We start from the raw sequence: 20206 nt of genomic DNA, 5'->3' as shown, positions 1-20206 counted from the left end.
GCCCTGTTTTCAAGGATTTTTTTGCGCCGCCGCAAGCCGTTGCGGGGCTTAGTGGATCTCACCGACCGCAAAGAGGCGCCGGTGTTCACGCATCGCATACCGATCCGTCATTCCAGCGACATAATCAGCGATCGCCCGCGGCTTGTCATTACGGGCCATCTGCTGGTATTGCGGCGGCAACAGACGGGGGTCGTTCATGAACGCCCCGAAGAGATCCTGAATGATGCGCCTGGCCTTGTCGGTCATGCGCAGCACCTGGAAGTGGTGATACAGACTTTCGCGCAGGAAGGTCTTGAGGACGCGCAACTCGGGCAGCATCCCGTCGCTGTAGGCCACCAGGCGCGGAGCCGCGTGCACGTCGGCAAGGGACGCGACGCCGGCCGCGGCGATATTGGCGCGGGTCTGCTCGATGAGGTCCACCGCCATCATGTTGACCATGCGGCGGATGGTTTCATGGATCAGCCGCCGCCCGGCCAAGCCCGGATAGGCCGCCTCGACCGCCTCCCGGTTGCGGCGGAAGATCGGTACCGCATCGAGTTGCTCGAGGGTGATCAACCCGGAGCGCAGGCCGTCGTCCACGTCATGATTGTTGTAGGCGATCTCGTCGGCCAGGTTGGCCAGTTGCGCTTCCAGCGAGGGCTGGCGCCCGTCGATGAAGCGCTGCCCGATGTCGCCGAGCAGTGCGGCATTTTTGAACGAACAGTGCTTGAGGATCCCTTCGCGGGTCTCGTGCATCAAGTTGAGGCCATTGAACTCGGCGTAGCTCTCTTCGAGCACATCCACCGTCCGCAGGGACTGCAGATTGTGCTCGAAGCCACCGAAGTCCTTCATGCAAGCGTGCAGCGCATCCTGCCCGGCATGGCCGAAGGGGGTGTGACCGAGGTCGTGGGCCAGGGCCACCGCCTCGGCCAGATCTTCATTGAGGTGCAGCGCCCGCGCTATGGAGCGGGTGATCTGCGCGACTTCGATGCTGTGGGTCAGCCGGGTGCGGAACAGGTCGCCTTCGTGATTGACGAAGACCTGGGTCTTGTATTCGAGGCGCCGGAAGGCCGTGCAGTGCACGATGCGGTCGCGGTCGCGCTGGAACTCGCCGCGCGCCACCGGCGGCGGCTCGACCACCCGGCGGCCACGGGAATTGGCCTCGACGACGGCGTAAGGCGCCAGCTCGGCCATCGGCGGGGCGCTCAGCAGCAGGCCTCGATGGAGGCGCGGATGTCGGCCTGGCTGGCCTCGGCGGTGATCACCGCCTCCCCCACCGCCTTCAGCAGCACCAGCCGCAGGGTACCGTCCGCCACCTTCTTGTCGTGGGCCATCAGCTCGAGATAGCGATCCGCCCCCAGCGGCGCCCCCTTGACCGGCAGGCCAGCGCGCTCATGAATGGACCGCACCCGCTCGACGTCCGCATCGGACAACCAGCCCAGGCGCCGGGACAGGTCGGCAGCCATAATCGCCCCGGCCGCCACGGCTTCGCCGTGCAGCCAGACGCCATAACCCAGCCCGGTTTCGATGGCGTGGCCGAAGGTGTGCCCGAGGTTGAGCGTTGCACGCACACCCTGCTCGGTTTCATCAGCAGCGACGACTTCCGCCTTGTTGCGGCACGAACGCTCGACGGCTTCGGCCAGCGCATTGGCATCGCGGGCGAGCAGGCGCTCGACGTTTTCCTCGATCCACGCCAGGAAGGGCAGATCCCGGATCAGCCCGTACTTGATGACCTCGGCCAACCCCGCCTTCAGCTCGCGCTCAGGCAGTGTATTGAGGACCGAGGTATCGGCGAGCACCAGACGCGGCTGGTAGAACGCACCGATCATGTTCTTGCCGAGGGGATGGTTGATCGCGGTCTTGCCGCCGACGGACGAATCCACCTGGGATAGCAGCGTGGTCGGAACCTGAATGAAAGGTACGCCGCGCTGGTAGGTCGCCGCGGCAAAGCCGACCATGTCGCCGACCACGCCACCACCGAGGGCAATCAGCGTCGTTCCCCGGTCGCAGCGGCTCGACAGCAGGCCATCGAAAATCGTGTTGAGAGTCTCCCAGTCCTTGTGCGCCTCGCCGTCCGGCAGCACGATCTCGGTGACCGTCAGCCCGCGGGCCTTCAGCCCATCCACAAAACCGCGCAGGTAGAGGGGGCCCACCACGTCGTTGGTGATCACCGCCACGCGGCGCGACTTCACATAGGGCAATACCAGTTCGGAGTCTGCCAGCAGCCCGCCACCGATCCGGATCGGATAGCTGCGGTCGGCCAGTTCGACGTTCAGTGTGCGCATAAGTCCTGCAATTCCTTTTCAATCAGACGCACCATCGCATGCGGCGTTCCACGCCCGCCTTCAACGATGATGTGGGCTACCTCGCGATACAACGGATCGCGGACCACGTACAACTGCTGCAGCCGCCCCTTCGGGTCCGGCACCTGCAGCAAGGGACGTGTCTTGTCGTGACGGGTGCGCTCCCACAGCACGTGGGGCGGCACGTTGAGATAAATGACCACCCCCCGCCCGGACAGCAGGGTACGGTTGATGGGATTGATGACGGCACCGCCACCGGTCGCAAGCACCATCCCCGACTCGGTTGTCAGCTCATCCAGGGTCTGGGTCTCCCGACGCCGGAAGCCCTCCTCGCCCTCGATCTCGAAGATGGTCGGGATCTTGACCCCGGTCCGCGCTTCGATCTCGTGGTCACTGTCGACAAAACGAAGGCCGAGACGCTTGGCAAGCTCCCGGCCGACGGTGGTTTTTCCTGAGCCGGGCATGCCGACGAGGACAACACACCGGCACTTATCGATCATAAACCCATCCACTTTTCATCATGAATGGGGTTATGTCCGGAACGGAATACAGTCAATTATTTTTTACCTGAACAGAAATGAGCGTGGTGAGCCCCTTGGGCGAGGTGGCCTGTAGCGTAAAGGTACCATTCGGTATCGTTTTACATTTGGTTCCCTGCATTTGAATGCTGTGGGTCGTCCCCCCCGGAGCAATCGTATCCAAAACCTTATTGTTCAATACCGTGACCTCTGCGGCCACAGGGTCGGTAGAGCCGCTCTGCGTATAAAGAACAGAATTATTCGTTGCAGCAAAGACTGTACCTGCCGGCAAGGGATTGTTGTTCACGTCCGACATGCGAATACTGAATTGTGCAGAGCATGTCCCGGTATAGCCGCCGTTCCCATCAGGCGTAAGACCGAACGTATCGGTGACCGTAATGCCTTTCGAGACCTGGTTCGACGTCGTCTTCACATTATCTGACGACGGATAAACAAACTGGACGTAACTCCCAGAAAGAATCATGACCAGATCACGACGCACCTGAGCCTGCCCCCACGTCTTGTTGCACGTATTGGCTTTCGACTTCGCATTTTCATATCCAACATATGACGGGCATGCGTCTCCCGTACTTTGATTGTCAGCCGATGCGACGAAGGGGAAATACTGTTCGGGCGATGTCCAGATGCCGTCTTCATTGTTGTCAACAAAGACATCCCCGATGTTCCGGAAAATCTCAGGGGACTTCCACAGGTTATCGCCGTTTGTATCGTCGAAGCCCTCTTCGCCATTGGCAAAAGCCAGCACAGTCACACGCCCATTTTGCACACAGGTCGTCGAATCCACGTTCGGATCGGTACCCGTCACACGACGACTACCACTTGTATCCAAGCATACCGCCACCGATTCGTTTCTCGGCCGACTTTCTGCACTGACAAAACTGATGGAACACGTTCCGCTCGCCAAGGAACAGGTACCCGGCGACGGAGAGGTGCCTGCGCCTTCAGTCACAAAGTTCACCGTCGTCCCGTCCGGCACCGGATTACCGACTCGATCGAATGCATAGACAGTCAAACTGGACGTGACACCATCGTATTCCCAGCCTTCGATGTTATGCACGCCTGCAGATAACGAGAAACGATCCTGCGAGGGCAAGCCGGTGGAAATGATCAACTTGCTCGACTGTGTGCTCAGCGACGCATTGAGTACGTTGGCAAGCACCCAGACGGAAGTCGGATTGGAACCCGCCTGTACAGTTACCGATACCGTTCCGTCCGCAGCCGTCTGCTTACGCACCTTGCTGTTGGTCATGGCGTCGACTGCAGCCTTGGTATTGTCGTCGAGCCTGATATCACCCGTCCAATTGCTCAGGTAGAACTCAAGCGTTGCAGAGGGCACTGCCACACCGGACGCATCAACAACTTTGAACGTCACAGTAGAGACGGTGACAAGACCCGCCGTTCCCTTCAATGCAATCGAAGAGGGGGTTGCCGAAACGAATTGAATATTGGCAGGCGCAGAACCGGCGGATTTGATCGTCCCTTGCACCGATTTGTCCAGCAGGGTGGCCGTAATGGTGTCCACGCCATTGCAGCCCTTATCCGTGTAAGTAGCCGTGGCCACGCCATTCACCGTTTGGACAGTGGAGGGCAGGCTCGCTTTGCCGCTGCTCGCACAACCTGACGAAAAACTGACCGCAATGGGAGAGGTGGTCGGACTACCATTCACATTGACGGTGACAGAGACAGTGCTCGTCCCATACGCGGGGATATCCGTTGCACTGATCGCCAGACTGCTCAAAGCAATATTGGCAGCACCAACCTGATAACTCCCAGCGCCAGAAACAGTGGTTGAATTGACCGATGCGGAGGCAGTCACGGAACCTGCGCCTGCAGCACTAAGAGAAGCGCTCGACATCTGAACTGTTGCAACACCAGCACTATTGGTGAGCGCAGTCCCGGACGAAGGATTGAAAAGCCCCAAGGAGGCATCCGTTACGAAGGTCACGACGGCCCCGGACACTGCTGCGCCACTTGCGTCTTTCACTGTCGCGCGAACGGTAACAGAACCCGACGACGGCAGCGTATTCACCGTAGCTCCGGATGCATCTAGGATGGCGACTGTCACTGCAGCAGTCGCCGTCGTGTTCGTCGAACCACTCCCCGAACACGTGATAAACCCGCCTGGACAGGATGAAGAACTTCCTGACCCGCCTCCACCACCTCCACCACCTCCACCACCTCCACCACCTCCGCACCCGGCAAGGAGCAGCACAAAGAGGCTGGCAAGCACTGAATGAATGCGCAAGGCTCGACACGTAGCACTGAAGTTAAGCATACAAATTTCCATTCAGATCAAGCTCAGCGCAGACCAAGCTGATCGTTAATGATGCGAGGCGTAATGAAGACGAGCAATTCCGTCTTGTTGTCCTTACGCTCGGTATTTCTGAAGAGGTACCCAAGCACGGGCACATCTCCCAGCAACGGGATCTTGGTCGTGTTATTCCCGACTTCCTGAACGTAGATTCCGCCAATCACTACAGTGCCGCCGTTCTCGACCACCACTTCGGTCTTCACGTGCTTGGTATCGATCGGTACGTTATTGTTGGCGACGGGCTGGTCATAACGCGGCTGATCCTTGTTGACCTCCAGCGACATCATCACCTTCCCGTCGGGGGTGATCTGCGGCTTCACCTTCAAGGCGAGGTTGGCTTTCTTGAAACTGACGGTTGCAGCAGTCGTACCACTCGCCTGCGTCTGGTAAGGCACTTCTGTACCTTGCTCGATCAGCGCTTCTGCCTTGTCCGCCGTCATGACCCGCGGCCGGGAAACGACCTTGCCACGACCATCCGCTTCCAGTGCCGAAACCTCGAGATCGATGTAGCGGGTTGCCGCGCTGTTCCACAGGGCGAACGAGAACGCACCGACCGACTTGCTGTTGATCTGCGACGCCGGCAAATTGACACCCAGACTACTGGTGTAATCGGGCACAGTCGAAATCTGGCCGGCCTGGTAGGCCGTCGACGACAGGCTGCCAGTGCCGAAGGTATTCCGGTAAACCGAAACACCATCCGAAGTCGTCCCGATCTTCCCGCCGGTCTTCCCTCCGAAACCGAGGCGCACGCCCAGGTTGCTGGCGAACGTGTCGGTGGCCTCGACGATCTGCGCCTCGATCAGGACCTGGCGCACCTCGACGTCCACCTCAGCGATCAGGCGCCGGATGTCCTCGAGCCGGGACGGCACGTCGCTGACGAAAACCTTGTTGCTGCGCTCGTCGGGCAGAACGCTGCCACGCTTGGAGAGTACCGTCTGGTCCTTGCTCTTCAGGAATTCCGCAACGCTCTTGGCCTTGTGGTAATTGATCTGGAAACTCTCGGTCCTGAGCGGCTCCAGGTCGCCGACCTGGGCCTTGGCCTCCAGGTCGAGCTTCTCACGGGCCGCCAGTTCGTCCCGCGGGGCGATCCAGATCACGTTGCCGTTCTTGCGCAAATCCAGCCCCCGGGCCTGCAGGATGATGTCGAGGGCTTGATCCCAGGGCACGTCCTTGAGCCGCAGCGTCAGATTGCCCTGCACGGAGTCGCTGGTGATGATGTTGAAGTTCGTGAAGTCGGCGATGACCTGCAGCACCGAACGAACATCGATGTTCTGGAAGTTGAGGGACAGCTTCTCCCCGGAGAAACGCTCCTTGCCGGAACCCTGCGTCAGCTTGTTGGGATCTTCCTTGACTGGCTTCACCTCGAGCACGAACTGGTTGTCGCTCTGGTATGCATTGTGTTCCCAGAGCCCGCGCGGCGTCACCGTCATGCGCACGTTGCCACCCTGGGTCTGGGTCAGCACGGAGGACACCGGCGTACCGAAGTCCAGCACATCGAGTTTGCGGCGCAGTTGTTCCGGTGCGTCGGTCTTCAGGAAATCGACGATCAGCTTTTCACCCTGCTGACGGATGTCGATGCCGGCATTGGGGTCGGACAGATCGACAACCAAGCGCCCCTCACCATTCGCACCACGCCGGAAGTTGATGTCACGAATGGCATGCCGCTCCGCCTGCCCCGCGGCAGCCGGTGCAAACTGGGTGCTCTGCTGCACGAGCGAACTGGTGGCCTCGCGGATCGGCCCGGTCGCCAGCGTGATCAGTAGGTCGTTTCCATCCTGACGTGTCTCATAGGGGTAGACGCGGGACAGGTTCAGGACCAGGCGGGTCCTGTCCCCGACCTGCACGACGCTGACGCTACGCAGATCACCGGCATTGAGCACCTGGCTGTTACGCCCGAGACCGTTCGCGGTATCCGGGAAATCAAACGCGATACGCGCAGGACTCGCCACGCTGAAACTCGCCGGCGAAGCCGCAAGTGGTTTGGCCAGCGTGAGCTTGAGGATGACGTTCCCCCCCTGCTCCGCAGCCATGATCTTCTCGATCCGGTTACTGGCCGGCACTACATCCCCAGCCTGCTGAACCTGTGCGAACACGGCCTCCGAAGGCAGCAAGCCGCCGAGACAAACCGCCACCACCAACGCACCAAACCTGAGCCCACAAGGTCTCATCTTCATTTCTTCGCCTCCTGAGGCGCCTGCTCCTGCAACTGAAGCGTGCTGATGCGCTCGGTCCACTCACCGCTCGCGTCCTCTACAAGTTCTTTCAAGCTCACATCGGATTCACTGATGGCCGTGATCTTCCCGTAGTTCTGCCCAAGATAGTTGCCAACCTTGACCTGGTGGAGCGTCTTGTCGACAGCGATGATGGCATGGACCTGCCCTTTCTTCATCATGACGCCGACCATCCTGAGCGATTCGAGCGGATAGGCTTCCAGGGGCTCCCGACGACGGTTCGCGTCGGGCATGAACATGGTCGATTTCTTGTCCGGCTCCAGCTTGGCAGGCTTGAACGGATCAAGCATGCCACCACTGTCGTAATTCACGACGGAGGCCTTCCGAATCGGCGGCAGGGGTTTGAGGTTCGGCTTGAGGTCCTTCGAGGCCTCCGCCATCCAGTCACGCAGATCCTGCTGCTGGTCGCTACAACCGGCGAGCAGCGCTGAAACCAACAGGGGCACCACCAGAGTCAGTCGCATGATCGTCACTTGCGCGCCTTTTCCTTGGCCTTTTCCCTGCGCAGAGTCGCAACTTCCTCGTCATCCAGATAACGATAGGTCATCGCGGTCGCGTCGAACTTCAGGCTGCCATCCTTGAGCGTCTCGATGGCCACATCGTTCAGGGTCACGATGCGCGGCATCTGCGCCACGTCGCTGACGAACTCACCGAGGTCGTGGTAATTGCCGGTCACCCGCACGGCGATCGGCAACTCCGCGTAGAAGTCCTTCAGGCCTTCAGAGCCCGGCTTGAAAAGCTCGAACTGCAGGCCACGCCCCAGGCCCGCCTGGTTGATGTCGGCCAGCAGCGACTCGATCTCGGAGCGGTTCGGCAACTGCTTCAGCAGCGCACCGAACTGGCGGTCGATTTCGGCCAGTTGCCGGCGGTATTCGGGAAGATTGACGGCCTGGCGCTTCTTGGTGAGCCACTCGTCCTTCAATGTGAGCTCTTCCTTCTGCTTGGAATCCAGCGAGGTCAGCTGGTCGCTCCAGTCGAACCACCAGCCACCGACGACGATGACCAGGAAGATCGCGAGCAGCGTCGCAAGCCGGGGCAGCAGAGGCCATTGGCCGGGATCGTTGGGATCCAGGCCCTGAAAGTCCCTCATCAGGGTCTGGACGTCCAGCGTCCGGAGCTTTTCGATCGACTCCTTGATACTCATTGCGGCTTGCCTCCCGCAGCAGCACCACTACCGGGCTTCGGCTTACCGGCGTCCTCGGTCTTGGCCCGCTCGACGCTCACATTGAGATTGAATTCGCTGACACGGCGGGTGTTCAGAATCGCCGCCTTGACCTCGACCAGATCGGCGTGCTCCAGATAGGGCGAAGCTTCGAGATTGCGCATCAGCGTGGAGACACGGGCGTTCGACTGGGCGTAGCCGGTCAGGTTGATCTTCAGGCCAGACTGCTTGAGGGTCTTGAGATAAACCCCCTCCGGCATCTGGCGGACCAGTTCGTTGAACAGCTGGACGGTCTCGGTACGGTTGGTCTGCAGCGACTCGATGACCTGCTTGCGGGACAACAAGGCCTCAGCCTGTTCCCTCAAGCCCTTGATCTCGACGATTTCCTTGTCGAGCACCGCGATTTCATGCTTGAGGAAGCCGTTCTTCTCATCCTGGCCGTCCACATAACCGGCCAGGATCGTGTGTCCAATGAACCACACGACCAAGCCGGCAATCGCCACAAGGGCCGCAAACAGCGCGAACTGCTGGCGGCGCGCCTTGCGTTTCTCTTCCCGGTGGGGAAGCAGGTTGATACGGATCACGAATCAAACCTCCGCAGTGCCAGACCACAGGCAACCAACAAGGCAGGAGCATCCGCGGCAAGATTCTTCGGCCGCACCTTGGGGCCGAGGCTCATGTTCGCAAACGGGTTGGCGACCAGGGTATCCACCTGGGTACGCCCGGCAACGGTTTCGGCCAGCCCCGGGATCACCGCACACCCTCCCGCGAGGACGATGTGGTCGACCTGGTTGAACTGGGTGGAGGTAAAGAAGAACTGCAGGGCCCGCGACACCTCCAGCGCCATCGCATCCATGAAGGGGCGCAGCAGGTCGGTCTCGTAACTCTCCGGCAACGAACCCGTGCGCTTGCCACTCTCGGCCTCCTCGAGGGACATGCCGAAATGACGCATGATGTCCTGGGTCAGCAGGAAACCGCCGAAGGCCTGCTCACGGGCATACACCTGGTTGCCGTTGCGCAGCACCGAGACATTCATGACATTGGCCCCCGCATCCACCAGCGCGATGATCTTGTCATCGCCGCGATCGGGCAGCTGCTCCTGGACAAGCTCGAAGGCCGCCAGCGACGCATAGGATTCGACATCCATCACCAGCGCCTTGAGGCCGGCAGCTTCTGCGGCGGCAACCCGGTCCTCGACCTTCTCCTTGCGGGACGCGGCGATCAGCACCTCATCCTCATCGACATTGGATGCGGCGGGACCGATGACCTGGAAATCCAGGTTCACCTCATCGAGCGCGAACGGGATGTACTGGTTGGCCTCGGACTCCACCTGCACTTCCAGCTCCTGGTCGCGCAAGCCGGCAGGCAGGATGATCTTCTTGGTGATGACTGCGGACGCCGGCAAAGCCAGGGCCACAAAGCGGGTCGCGGTTCCGAGCCGGCGCCAGCCACGCCGGATGGCGTCGGAGACGGCTTCGAGATTGACGATATTCCCATCGGACACCGCCTCCCGCGGAAGCGCTTCGATGGCGTACCGCTCGACCCGATAGCCGCCCCCCGAGACGGTGGACAACTCCACCATCTTGACCGAGGACGACGAGATGTCGACCCCGACCAAAGGACGCGCCCGAGGGCTCAAAAAGGAGAGGTCGATCACAAAAAGTCCTGATATTTCTTTATGTTAGGTGCAATACCAACAAACTACTTGAGATGCTAACAACAACCATGACAAGTGTAAAGGCAAGGCCAGGCAGAATACCGGATCGCATATCCGGCGACAAATCCGGCCTCCTCGTATAATGCGGCACTTCATTCCGCTCCCCGCTCCCGACATGCGCTGGGTACTCTACCCCTTCATCGCACTGCTTGGCCTGCTGGCCATCGGCCTCGCCATCCTCGCCCTGGCCGTCGCTTTCGCCTGGCCAACCCTCCCCTCGTTGGAGGCGCTGACCGACTACCACCCCAAGATTCCGTTACGCGTTTACACCGCCGACGGCGCCCTGATCGGCGAATACGGCGAGGAACGCCGCGCCTTCATCCGCATCCAGGACGTCCCTCCGGTGCTCAAGCACGCCATCCTGGCCGCTGAAGACGACCGCTTCTACCAGCACTCCGGCGTGGACTTCGCCGGCGTGCTGCGCGCCGCTGGTGCCAACATCATCACGGGCAGCAAGCGCCAGGGTTCGTCGACGATCACCATGCAGGTCGCGCGCAACTTCTTCCTGACCCGGGAAAAAACCTATTCGCGGAAACTCTACGAGATCCTGCTCGCCTTCAAGATCGAACAGAACCTCACCAAGGACCAGATCCTCGAGGTTTACATCAACCAGATCTACCTTGGCCGCCGCGCCTATGGCTTTGCCGTCGCCGCCCAGACCTATTTCGGCAAATCCATCCATAACCTTAACGTTCCCGAGGCGGCCATGCTCGCCGGCCTGCCGAAAGCCCCCTCCGCCTACAATCCGGTGGTCAATCCGAAGCGAGCAGCACTGCGTCAGCAATACGTGCTGCGCCGCATGACCGAACTGGGCTTCATTTCCGAGGCGGAGCACCAGCAGGCCGTCGATGCACCGCTGAAGGTCGTCACCGGCCCCTCCGACTATGGCGGCGGAGCCGACTACGTGGCAGAAATGGCCCGCCAGATCGCCTACGAGCAGTTCAAGGAAGAAGCCTATACCCGCGGCATCAAGGTCATCACCACGATCAACAAGGCCGAACAGGATGCCGCCTACCGGGCGCTACGCCGCGGCATCCTGGATTACGATCGCCGCCACGGCTACCGGGGCGTCGAAGGCTATGTGGATCCATCCCGGATGAGCGGAGAGCAGACCGAGGGCCTGGACGAAGTCCTGGCCGAGACGCCTGACTACGACGACCTCCAGGCAGCCATCGTGACCCAGGCGGGCAATGGCGCGGTCACCGCATACCGCTACGGCGAGACCTTCCGCATCAGCGGCGACGGCCTGCGCTTCGCCGCGGCGATGCTCAGCGAGAAGGCCCCGCCCAACAAACGCATCCGCCCGGGCGCCATCATCCGCGTGGTGCACGTGGACAACCACTGGGAGATCAGCCAGTTGCCGGAGGTCGAAGGCGCCCTGACCGCGGCCGACCCACGCACTGGCGCGATCCGCGCGCTGGTCGGCGGCTTCGACTTCAACCGCAACAAGTTCAACCACGTCACGCAGGCATGGCGCCAACCCGGCTCAAGTTTCAAGCCTTTCATCTATTCAGCCGCCTTCGAGAAGGGCTACGGCCCGAACAGCATCGTCGACGACTCACCGATCTCCTTCCCCGCTGGCGACACTGGCAGCCAGGCCTGGGAACCGAAGAACTATGATGGCAAGTACGACGGGCCGATGTCCCTGCGTTCCGCACTGGCGCGCTCCAAGAACATGGTGTCGATCCGCCTGCTGAAATCCATCGGCCCACGCTACGCCCAGGACTACGTCACCAAGTTCGGTTTCGACGCCGAGCGCCATCCGGCCTACCTGACCATGGCCCTCGGCGCCGGCTCCGTCACGCCCTGGCAGATGCTGCGCGGCTACTCGGTCTTCGCCAACGGCGGCTACCGGATCGAGCCCTACCTGGTAAAGGAGATCCAGGACGAGGCCGGCAACGTGCTGGCGCGTGTCGACCCACCGGTAGCCGGACAGACGGCCGAACGGGCCGTCGACGAACGCAATGCCTACCTGATGGACTCGATGCTGAAGGACGTCGTCCGCCGCGGCACCGCCGCCAAGGCCTTGGTCCTCAAGCGCGGCGACCTGGCCGGCAAGACTGGCACCACCAACGAGTACGTGGACGCCTGGTTCTGCGGCTACCAGCCGACCGTCGTCGCAGTGGCGTGGATCGGCTTCGACCAGCCACGCAAGCTGGGCAGCGGCGAAACTGGTGGCACAGCAGCCCTGCCGATGTGGATCAACTACATGCGCAAGGCCCTCGACGGCGTACCCGAGAGCTATCCGACCCCGCCGGACGGCCTGATCCGCATCCAGCCGGAAGGCAGTGCCACCGAGGAGCTGATCTACAAGGAAAACCTGCCGGCCGCGCCGGTGGAAGCTCCGCAGGAGCCCACCAGCCCGCCGGCGGAAGAGGCCCCGCGCAACACCAACTAGCGGAGCTCGGGAGCCGGTCAGCCCTTCAGGTTGACCGGCTCCCCGGCCTGCTCGGACATGCAGCGGGACAGCACGGCATAGAAATCCGCCCCGTCCCGCGTGCCCAGCCAGCGCCTGCCGTCCGGGCGGAAGTGGAAGCCGCCCGACTTGGCGGCCAGCCAGATTTCCCGCGCCGCGCTGTGCCGGTTGACGATGATCTTGCTGCCGTTGTCGAACTCCAGTTCGAAGACCCCGCCCGGCTTGACCTCGTAATCGAAATCCAGCTCACAAGCCTCCAGCAGGCCCTCCAGACGCTCCAGTTCGGCATCCGCCAAGGCGTTGAAATCCGCTTCGTCCATCGACCCCTCCATTGTTCTGTTAACATTGCCGTTTTTGCGCGGAACCCATGCGAACCATCGCCATTGCCGCCGCGACCTGCGGCCTGCTCGTCCTAGCCGGCTGCGGCATCAAGGGGCCGCTGTACATCCCGCAAGTTCCCAAGCCCGCCAACAAGCCGGCTCCGCAGCCCGCCGACGCCACCCTGGCGCCGGGCGGCGATCATAACAAACCCGCTCCCCAGGATTCAGTCAAATGACCACCGCACTGCCCGTGCCGACGCTCGTCGCCGGCCCCGCCGGCCTGACCCTCGAAGGGGTCGCCCTCGCCGACATCGCCGAGCGCTTCGGCACCCCGACCTATGTGTATTCCCGCGCTGCACTGACTTCCGCCTTCGCGGCCTACCAGCAGGCCCTCGGCATGCGCAAGGCACTCGTCTGCTACGCGGTCAAGGCCAACTCCAGCCTAGGCATCCTGTCGGTGTTTGCCAAGCTGGGCGCCGGTTTCGACATCGTATCCGGCGGTGAGCTCGCCCGCGTCCTCGCCGCCGGCGGCGACCCCGGCAAAGTGATCTTCTCCGGTGTCGGCAAGAGCGTCGCCGAAATGCGTTACGCGCTGGAGTCGGGCATTGGCTGTTTCAACGTCGAATCCGCCGCCGAACTGGACCGTCTGAATGAAGTGGCCATCAGCCTCGGCAAGCGCGCGCCGATCGCCTTCCGCGTCAATCCGGACGTCAATCCGAACACCCACCCGTACATCTCCACCGGCCTGCGCAGCAACAAGTTCGGCGTGGCCTTCACCGAAGCCCTCGCTCTCTACCGCAAAGCGGCCAAGCTGCCGAACATCGAGATCAGCGGCATCGACTGCCACATCGGCTCCCAGCTCCTCGATCCGGCCCCGATGGCTGAAGCGGCCGACAAGATCCTGGGCCTGGTGGACCAGCTGGCCCGCGAAGGCATCACGCTCGACCACATCGACCTGGGCGGCGGCCTCGGCATCCGCTACCGCGACGAGGAACCGCCGACGCCGACCGAATACCTCAAGCCCCTGCTGGAGCGCTTCGCCGGCCGCGACGAAGCCCTGTGCTTCGAGCCGGGCCGCTCGCTGGTCGGCAACGCCGGCCTGCTGCTGACCCGCATCGAATACCTGAAGCCCGGCGTCGAGAAGAACTTCGCGATCATCGATGCGGCGATGAACGACCTGGCCCGCCCCGCGCTGTACGACGCCTACCACGAGATCGTCGCGGTGGCACCGCGCGCCGTGCCCGCCACCCGCTACGAAGTGGTCGGCCCGATCTGCGAGAGCGGCGACTTCCTCGGCCACGATCGCGACCTGTCGGTGGAAACCGGCGACCTGCTGGCGATCCTGTCGGCCGGCGCCTACGGCATGACGATGAGCTCCAACTACAACACCCGCCCGCGCGCGGCCGAGATCCTGGTGGACGGTACGGAAGTGCACGTCATCCGCGACCGGGAAACCCTCGCCCACCTGCTCGCCGGCGAACGCCCGCTGCCCTGAGCGGCGCAAACCTCCGCAGGGCGCGTTCATTCGCGCCACGGAGGAATCGGGTTTTCAGTCAGAACTGATGTGAAGCAGGAAATGCCCCGAGCCGCAGCACCTCGGCTCGGGCAAAACCGGGTTGACGCGCCTCAGTCCAGCGGCGTGACCGCCGCCCGCCCCACGGGCGTCTCCAGCCAGCGGACGAGGATGCGGTAGATATCGGGATCGAAACGGCGCTGCGGCAAGGCCGCCCGCAGACCCGCCAAGGCCACCTCGTCATCGACGCTGCCGAGCAGGCACCACTGGTCCACCACATGCGCAGCGCTGCGCCCGGTATCGGCATGGTGTTCGCGCACTACCACCGGGCCGGACCACGACCAGCGTCGCAGGCGCAGGCTTTCGAGCACCTTCAGCAAACGCTCGTCGTGCTGCGCCGCGCTCTCCTTGCCGGCACACACGCCTGCACAGCGGCGCGCCTGATGCGCAAGGCAAGGCCCTTCGCTCCACGCCTCGGTGCCGATGCGGCGCGGGCACAGCTTGTAGAGACTGGCCAGTTCCCGCAGCGCGTTGTCGGCTTCCTTCTTGGTCCGGAAAGTCCCGTAGAGATGCTCCCAGCCCGCCGGATCGCCGCCGTTCAGGGGCTCGCGCTGCAACACCGGGCCACGCCGGCGGGCCGCGTCGAAACGCAGGCCGAAGACCGCAGCGGCATCCGCAGGCTGACGGTTCTCGGCCGGCCTCTCGGTGCGGACGAGGTGCGACTCGAGCAGCAGCGCACCCAGCTCGCCGGCGGTCACCCGCCAATCCACACGGCGGACCTGCTGGATGATCTTGGCCTCCCGGCCCTTCAGCTTGTCACCCGCAAAGTGGCTCATCACCCGCGAGCGCAAGCTGACGCTGCGCCCGACATACAGCAGCGCATCGTTCTCGCCGTAGAAGAGATAGACCCCTGGCCCTTCGGGCAGGCCTTCGAGCACCCCTTCGGGTAGACCTGCAGGCCGGTTCGGCGCCTTCATCGCCTTGATGATCGCCGCATCGAGCACCCCACGCTCGAAGCTTCCCGCCACCTGGCCGACAAACTGGACCAGGGCCTCCGTATCGCCAAGGGCGCGATGGCGGGCCGAACAGACGAGCCCGTGACGCTCAATCAGGGCGTCGAGACCATGGCGGTGATGCTGGGGATAGAGGGCGCGCGACAGCTTGACGGTGCACAGCACCGGCGCCTCGAAGGACTGGCCCAGACGCTGGAACTCGTTCTTGATGAAGCCGTAATCGAAGCGCGCGTTATGGGCGACGAAGATGCAGTCCGCAAAGAGCTCGCGGACCCGATCGGCCACGTCGGCGAAAGGCTGCGCCTCCGCCACCATGTCGTCGGTGATGCCGACCAGACTCTGGATGTTTGGCGGAATGGCCCGCCCGGGATTGACCAGGGTGGACCACCGCTCGACCAGTTCACCGTTCTCGACCCGCAGGATCGCGATTTCAGTGATCCGGTCTTCCACCGGATTGGCCCCGGTGGTTTCTACGTCGATGAAAGCAAGCTTGGGAGCGAGCAATGCCCGCTCAGCTTTCAGTCGAGTAAGGATAGGGCTTGTGGGCGACGCGGCCGACCGCGTACTCGCGCTGGGTTTCCAGATCCTGCGGCTTGTCCCACCACAGGGCGCGGCCCTTCTTCTGCTCTTCGACCTGCTCAGGATGCTTGGCCATCCATTCGCGCATGAACTTGGTGTGCTCGGACTCGTAACCTGCCATGTGGATCTCCCTTTTTAAGCGGCGTGGATTCTAGCAGCCTCAGCTGCCCTTCTGGTCGCCCTTGAGGCGGTTGATGCGGACCACCTCCGGGATGTTGCGTATCCCGCGGATGACCTTGGCGAGATGCAGGCGATGGGTCACCTGCACCGTGATGTAGATAGTGGAATAGGCGCCCTGCTCGCCGTCGGTGCTGACGTTCTGGATATTGCAGTCCTGCTCGGCGATCGCATTGGCGACCTTGGCGAGCACTCCGCGCACATTCTGCGTGAGCAGACGCAGCGTCACGTCGAACAGGCGGTCGGTGGCGGTTTCCCATTCCACGTCGATCCAGCGATCCCGCTCGCTGCGCAGCTTGCGGGCCTGCGGACAGTCGTGCATATGCACTTCCAGCCCCTGCCCCTTGCGGATGATGCCGACGATGGGATCGCCCGGGATCGGCCGGCAGCAGCGCGCCAGCTGGACCGCGACGCCTTCGGTACCGCGGATCAGGATCGCTCCGGCGGGCTTGGGCTTGACCACGTCAGCCCGGCCGGATTCGGCATCCTGGATCTCTGCCAGGCGCCGCGCGACGATGGCCGGCAGGCGCCGCCCAAGGCCGATGTCAGTCATCAGCTCCTTGCGGGTGGCGAGAGTGAACTCCTTCAGGAAACGCTCCCACGCGAAGGTGCTCACCTGGCCGAGGGTCAGGCCATGCAGGCGCAGAGCCTGATTGAGCAGACGCTCGCCGAGGGTCGAGGCTTCTTCCTGCTGGGCGTTCTTGAGGAAATGGCGGATCTGCGCCCGCGCCTTGCCGGTCCGCACATAGGACAGCCAGGCCGGGTTGGGGCTAGCGTGGGCGGCAGTGATGATTTCGATCTGGTCGCCGTTGTGCAGTTCAGTGCGCAGTGGCATCAGCTCGCCATTGATGCGCCCCGCCACGCAGCGGTTGCCGACGTCGGTATGCACCGCATAGGCGAAGTCAACTACGGTGGCGCCGCGCGGCAGCGCGAAGATCTTGCCCTTCGGCGTGAAGGCGTACACCTCGCCGGGGAACAGGTCGACCTTCACGTGCTCCAGGAACTCGCTGGAGTCACCAGACGTGGATTGCAGTTCGAGCAGCGACTGCAGCCAGCTGTGGGTCTTGTGCTGCAGCTCGGTGAGGGTTTTTTCGTCTTCCTTGTACAACCAGTGGGAAGCCACGCCGCTCTCGGCGATGTGGTTCATCTCCTGGGTGCGGATCTGCACCTCCACCGGCGTGCCGAAGGGGCCGATCAGGGTGGTGTGCAGGGACTGGTAGCCGTTCGCCTTGGGGATGGCGATGTAGTCCTTGAACTTGCCCGGCACCGGCTTGTACAGCGCGTGCAGCGCGCCGAGGGCGCGGTAACAAGTCTGCACGTCCGGCACAATGACGCGGAAACCGTAGATGTCGAGCACCTGGGAGAAGGTCAGGCGCTTCTCCGACATCTTGCGGTAGATGCTGTAGAGGTGTTTCTCGCGGCCGCGCACGTCGGCCTGGATGTCCCACTGGGGCAGGCGTTCCTCGATCGCGGCGAGGATCTTGCCGACCACTTCACGCCGGTTGCCCCGCGCCGCCAGGATGGCCTTGGACAGCACGCGGTAGCGCATCGGGTAGCGATGCTTGAAGGCCAGTTCCTGCAGCTCGCGGTACAGGCTGTTGAGGCCCAGCCGGTTGGCGATCGGCGCGTGAATTTCCTGGGTTTCGCGGGCGATGCGGCGCCGCTTGTCGGGACGCACGCAGTCGAGCGTGCGCATGTTGTGCAGGCGGTCGGCCAGCTTGATGAGGATCACCCGCAGGTCGCTGGCCATCGCCAGCAACATCTTGCGGAAGTTTTCCGCCTGGGCTTCCTCGTGGGACTGGAACTCGATCTTGTCAAGCTTCGACACCCCATCCACCAGTTCCGCCGTGGTCCGCCCGAAACGCTCGGCGATCTCGGCCTTGGTGATGTGGGTGTCCTCCATCACGTCATGGAGGAGGGCCGCGCACAGGGCCTGGGCGTCCAGGTTCCAGCCGGCGAGGATCTCGGCGACGGCGACCGGATGGGAGATGTAAGGCTCACCGCTGATCCGCATCTGCCCTTCATGGGCATCGGCGGAGAAGTGATAGGCAGCCTCGATGCGCCCCACGTCCTCGGGACGCAGGTAGGCGCTGACAATGTTCTTCAGGCGACCGAAGTCGAGAGGCAGGACGCAGGAAGCGGGGGGCTGGAAAACGCCGCTACCACTGACCGGAGTTGGCGCGGCGGATTCCATGGCATTGCTCTCTGGCGGAAAGGCGCTCAGGCCTGGCCGCGGTTGAGGACTTCGGCGCCGACCTTGCCGGCAGCGATTTCACGCAGCGCGATCACGGTGGGCTTGTCCTTGTCGTGGCGGTCCAGATCCACCTGCGGGGTGGCGCCGGCCGTCAGCTGACGGGCACGGTAGGTCGCAGCCAGGGTCAGCTGGAAGCGGTTGGGGATTCTTTTCAGACAGTCGTCGACGGTAACGCGGGCCATATCAATCCTGTTCCAGGTAATGGAAAAACTCCGGCTTGCGTGCCTCCTGGTTGGCGTAACGCAGCCGCGAGGCTCGCACCACGGCAACCAGATCGTCCAGGGCCGCAGGCAAGTCTTCGTTGATTATAACGTAGTCGAACTCCGCCACATGACGCATCTCGCCCCGGGCTGCCAGCACGCGGCGGGCGATCACCTCCTCGCTGTCGGTGCCACGGCCGCGCAGGCGACGCTCCAGTTCATCCACCGACGGCGGCAGGATGAACACCCCGACCGCCTTGGGGAACACTTTGCGGACCTGCTGGGCGCCCTGCCAGTCAATCTCAAGCAGGATGTCCTTGCCGGAGCTGATCTGGGATTCCAGCCAGGTCTTGGAGGTCGCGTAATAGTTGCTGTGCACCTCGGCCCACTCGAGGAACTCGCCCTTGTCGCGCAGCGCGCGGAAGGTCGGTACATCGACGAAATTGTAATGCTGGCCATGCACCTCGCCGGTACGCGGTGCACGGGTGGCGTAGGACACCGACAGACTGACCAGCGGGTCACGCTCCAGCAGGCCGCTGACGAGGGTGGTCTTGCCAGCGCCGGACGGCGCGGTGACGATGAACAGGGTCCCGGGCATGCTCACTCCTTACTCGATGTTCTGCACCTGCTCGCGCATCTGCTCGATGGCCAGCTTGAGTTCGACGGCAATCGCGGTCATGTCGGCAGCCATGGCCTTGGAGCCGAGGGTGTTGGCCTCGCGATTGAGCTCCTGCATCAGGAAATCCAGCCGCTTGCCGGCCGCACCACCGACCTTGAGGATGCGCTCGACTTCATCCAGATGGGTGGACAGGCGGGACAATTCTTCCGCCACATCGACGCGCTGGGCGAACAGGCCGACTTCCAGGCGGATGCGGTCGTCGTCGAGGGTCGCCGCTGCGTCGCGCAGGCGGGTGGCGAGCTTTTCCTGATATTCGGCGACCAGCGCCGGCACGCGCGGCTGCACCGTGGCAACCAGGCCACGCATGTGGGCGATGCGCCCACGGATCATCTCGGCGAGCTTTTCGCCCTCGCGCCGGCGGGTGGCGATCAGCTCGTCCAGCGCCGCGGCGATGGTCGCCGCGATCTCCGGCTGCAGGGATTCGAAAGTCACGCTGTCGTCGGCCAGCATACCGGGCCAGCGCAACACCTCGGCCACCGACAGCGGCGCGGCCTGCGGCAGGTCGGCCTGCACTACCGCCTGGGCGGCTTTCAGCTGGGCCAGCAGCACACTGTTGATCGCAAGGTCGCGAGGTGCGCTATCCTTCGCCTGCAAATTGAAACGGCATTCGACCTTGCCCCGCCGCAGCTTGGCGGTGATGGCTTCGCGCAGCATCGGTTCGGCCTGCCGCAGATCGTCATTGATCCTGAAGGCGAGGTCGAGATAGCGGGAATTGACGCTGCGCAATTCCAGGTGCAGGGCGACTCGGCCCAGGTCGCGTGCCTGGACGGCATAGCCCGTCATGCTGTGGATCATCGTGTTTTTCCCGAGATA

Annotated in this window: 19 protein-coding genes; 3 read left to right on the top strand and 16 right to left on the bottom strand. The window is 63.0% G+C overall.

What is annotated here, in order from left to right; genetic code table 11:
• Positions 1 to 48: 48 nt before the first annotated feature.
• The 9 genes from AC3QL2_RS13845 to AC3QL2_RS13805 all read right to left on the bottom strand — a co-directional run bounded on the left by AC3QL2_RS13845 (position 49) and on the right by AC3QL2_RS13805 (position 10182).
• The gene (locus AC3QL2_RS13845) at positions 49 to 1173 is read right to left on the bottom strand and encodes a deoxyguanosinetriphosphate triphosphohydrolase (protein WP_493230972.1); all 1125 of its coding nucleotides are present in this window, start codon (positions 1171 to 1173) and stop codon (positions 49 to 51) included.
• An 11-nt stretch (positions 1174 to 1184) separates the two neighbouring features.
• Entirely contained in the window at positions 1185 to 2264 is a 1080-nt protein-coding gene (gene aroB, locus AC3QL2_RS13840; protein ID WP_493230971.1) for a 3-dehydroquinate synthase, read from the bottom strand.
• Positions 2252 to 2782: a shikimate kinase gene (locus AC3QL2_RS13835; protein ID WP_493230970.1), complete on the bottom strand. Its 531-nt coding sequence runs from the start codon at positions 2780 to 2782 to the stop codon at positions 2252 to 2254. The genes aroB and AC3QL2_RS13835 overlap by 13 nt, the downstream gene beginning before the upstream one ends.
• 52 nt (positions 2783 to 2834) lie before the next feature.
• A complete protein-coding gene (locus AC3QL2_RS13830; RefSeq protein ID WP_493230969.1) occupies positions 2835 to 4850 on the bottom strand; it encodes an Ig-like domain-containing protein in 2016 nt (671 codons plus the stop codon).
• 269 nt (positions 4851 to 5119) lie between these two features.
• On the bottom strand, positions 5120 to 7300 hold the full coding sequence (locus AC3QL2_RS13825; RefSeq protein ID WP_493231610.1) for a type IV pilus secretin PilQ: 2181 nt from the start codon (positions 7298 to 7300) through the stop codon (positions 5120 to 5122).
• A gap of 2 nt (positions 7301 to 7302) precedes the next feature.
• Positions 7303 to 7827 (bottom strand): pilus assembly protein PilP, encoded by a 525-nt coding sequence (locus tag AC3QL2_RS13820; RefSeq protein WP_493231609.1) that lies wholly within the window; start codon positions 7825 to 7827, stop codon positions 7303 to 7305.
• Positions 7828 to 7832: 5 nt separating this feature from the next.
• Positions 7833 to 8507, bottom strand: coding sequence for a type IV pilus inner membrane component PilO (locus tag AC3QL2_RS13815; RefSeq protein WP_493230968.1), 675 nt, complete (start codon positions 8505 to 8507; stop codon positions 7833 to 7835).
• On the bottom strand, positions 8504 to 9109 hold the full coding sequence (locus tag AC3QL2_RS13810; protein ID WP_493230967.1) for a PilN domain-containing protein: 606 nt from the start codon (positions 9107 to 9109) through the stop codon (positions 8504 to 8506). Before AC3QL2_RS13810 ends, AC3QL2_RS13815 begins: the two co-directional genes overlap by 4 nt.
• Positions 9106 to 10182, bottom strand: coding sequence for a pilus assembly protein PilM (locus tag AC3QL2_RS13805; protein WP_493230966.1), 1077 nt, complete (start codon positions 10180 to 10182; stop codon positions 9106 to 9108). Before AC3QL2_RS13805 ends, AC3QL2_RS13810 begins: the two co-directional genes overlap by 4 nt.
• A gap of 175 nt (positions 10183 to 10357) precedes the next feature.
• On the opposite strand from AC3QL2_RS13805, the gene AC3QL2_RS13800 reads away from it, so the two are divergent.
• A complete protein-coding gene (locus AC3QL2_RS13800) occupies positions 10358 to 12640 on the top strand; it encodes a penicillin-binding protein 1A (RefSeq protein WP_493230965.1) in 2283 nt (760 codons plus the stop codon).
• Positions 12641 to 12657: 17 nt separating this feature from the next.
• Here the strand turns inward: AC3QL2_RS13800 and cyaY are convergent, their stop codons facing one another.
• Complete coding sequence (gene cyaY / locus AC3QL2_RS13795) at positions 12658 to 12978, bottom strand: iron donor protein CyaY (protein WP_493230964.1); 321 nt, start codon at positions 12976 to 12978, stop codon at positions 12658 to 12660.
• A 47-nt stretch (positions 12979 to 13025) separates the two neighbouring features.
• Here cyaY and lptM point away from each other — a divergent pair, with 47 nt between their 5' ends.
• Positions 13026 to 13214 (top strand): LPS translocon maturation chaperone LptM, encoded by a 189-nt coding sequence (gene lptM, locus AC3QL2_RS13790; RefSeq protein ID WP_493230963.1) that lies wholly within the window; start codon positions 13026 to 13028, stop codon positions 13212 to 13214.
• The gene (lysA, locus tag AC3QL2_RS13785) at positions 13211 to 14473 is read left to right on the top strand and encodes a diaminopimelate decarboxylase (protein WP_493230962.1); all 1263 of its coding nucleotides are present in this window, start codon (positions 13211 to 13213) and stop codon (positions 14471 to 14473) included. The genes lptM and lysA overlap by 4 nt, the downstream gene beginning before the upstream one ends.
• Positions 14474 to 14604: 131 nt before the next feature.
• Here the strand turns inward: lysA and AC3QL2_RS13780 are convergent, their stop codons facing one another.
• Genes AC3QL2_RS13780 through AC3QL2_RS13755 form a run of 6 tightly spaced genes read right to left on the bottom strand, consistent with a single transcriptional unit; the run spans position 14605 to position 20188 of the window.
• Positions 14605 to 16008, bottom strand: coding sequence for an exonuclease domain-containing protein (locus AC3QL2_RS13780; protein WP_493230961.1), 1404 nt, complete (start codon positions 16006 to 16008; stop codon positions 14605 to 14607).
• Between the two features lie 7 nt (positions 16009 to 16015).
• Positions 16016 to 16204, bottom strand: a complete 189-nt coding sequence (locus AC3QL2_RS13775) for a DUF3460 family protein (RefSeq protein WP_493230960.1) — start codon at positions 16202 to 16204, stop codon at positions 16016 to 16018.
• Between the two features lie 39 nt (positions 16205 to 16243).
• The gene (locus AC3QL2_RS13770; RefSeq protein ID WP_493230959.1) at positions 16244 to 18454 is read right to left on the bottom strand and encodes a RelA/SpoT family protein; all 2211 of its coding nucleotides are present in this window, start codon (positions 18452 to 18454) and stop codon (positions 16244 to 16246) included.
• A gap of 26 nt (positions 18455 to 18480) precedes the next feature.
• Positions 18481 to 18696 (bottom strand): DNA-directed RNA polymerase subunit omega, encoded by a 216-nt coding sequence (rpoZ, locus tag AC3QL2_RS13765; protein ID WP_169145968.1) that lies wholly within the window; start codon positions 18694 to 18696, stop codon positions 18481 to 18483.
• 1 nt (position 18697) lies between these two features.
• Entirely contained in the window at positions 18698 to 19312 is a 615-nt protein-coding gene (gmk, locus tag AC3QL2_RS13760; RefSeq protein WP_493230958.1) for a guanylate kinase, read from the bottom strand.
• Positions 19313 to 19321: 9 nt separating this feature from the next.
• On the bottom strand, positions 19322 to 20188 hold the full coding sequence (locus AC3QL2_RS13755; protein WP_493230957.1) for a YicC/YloC family endoribonuclease: 867 nt from the start codon (positions 20186 to 20188) through the stop codon (positions 19322 to 19324).
• Between the last annotated feature and the right edge of the window lie 18 nt (positions 20189 to 20206).

The sequence above is a fragment of the Zoogloea sp. GW822-FHT05C07 genome, assembly GCF_058800215.1.
This window is presented reverse-complemented; position numbering and strand designations above follow the sequence as displayed.

Excerpts from the sequence above, each read along its gene's own strand:
- AC3QL2_RS13845 (WP_493230972.1), bottom strand. The coding sequence starts at position 1,173 with ATGGCCGAGCTGGCGCCTTACGCCGTCGTCGAGGCCAATTCCCGTGGC.
- aroB (WP_493230971.1), bottom strand. The coding sequence starts at position 2,264 with ATGCGCACACTGAACGTCGAACTGGCCGACCGCAGCTATCCGATCCGG.
- AC3QL2_RS13835 (WP_493230970.1), bottom strand. The coding sequence starts at position 2,782 with ATGATCGATAAGTGCCGGTGTGTTGTCCTCGTCGGCATGCCCGGCTCA.
- AC3QL2_RS13825 (WP_493231610.1), bottom strand. The coding sequence starts at position 7,300 with ATGAGACCTTGTGGGCTCAGGTTTGGTGCGTTGGTGGTGGCGGTTTGT.
- AC3QL2_RS13820 (WP_493231609.1), bottom strand. The coding sequence starts at position 7,827 with ATGCGACTGACTCTGGTGGTGCCCCTGTTGGTTTCAGCGCTGCTCGCC.
- AC3QL2_RS13815 (WP_493230968.1), bottom strand. The coding sequence starts at position 8,507 with ATGAGTATCAAGGAGTCGATCGAAAAGCTCCGGACGCTGGACGTCCAG.
- AC3QL2_RS13800 (WP_493230965.1), top strand. The coding sequence starts at position 10,358 with ATGCGCTGGGTACTCTACCCCTTCATCGCACTGCTTGGCCTGCTGGCC.
- cyaY (WP_493230964.1), bottom strand. The coding sequence starts at position 12,978 with ATGGACGAAGCGGATTTCAACGCCTTGGCGGATGCCGAACTGGAGCGT.
- lptM (WP_493230963.1), top strand. The coding sequence starts at position 13,026 with ATGCGAACCATCGCCATTGCCGCCGCGACCTGCGGCCTGCTCGTCCTA.
- lysA (WP_493230962.1), top strand. The coding sequence starts at position 13,211 with ATGACCACCGCACTGCCCGTGCCGACGCTCGTCGCCGGCCCCGCCGGC.
- AC3QL2_RS13775 (WP_493230960.1), bottom strand. The coding sequence starts at position 16,204 with ATGGCAGGTTACGAGTCCGAGCACACCAAGTTCATGCGCGAATGGATG.
- AC3QL2_RS13770 (WP_493230959.1), bottom strand. The coding sequence starts at position 18,454 with ATGGAATCCGCCGCGCCAACTCCGGTCAGTGGTAGCGGCGTTTTCCAG.
- rpoZ (WP_169145968.1), bottom strand. The coding sequence starts at position 18,696 with ATGGCCCGCGTTACCGTCGACGACTGTCTGAAAAGAATCCCCAACCGC.
- gmk (WP_493230958.1), bottom strand. The coding sequence starts at position 19,312 with ATGCCCGGGACCCTGTTCATCGTCACCGCGCCGTCCGGCGCTGGCAAG.
- AC3QL2_RS13755 (WP_493230957.1), bottom strand. The coding sequence starts at position 20,188 with ATGATCCACAGCATGACGGGCTATGCCGTCCAGGCACGCGACCTGGGC.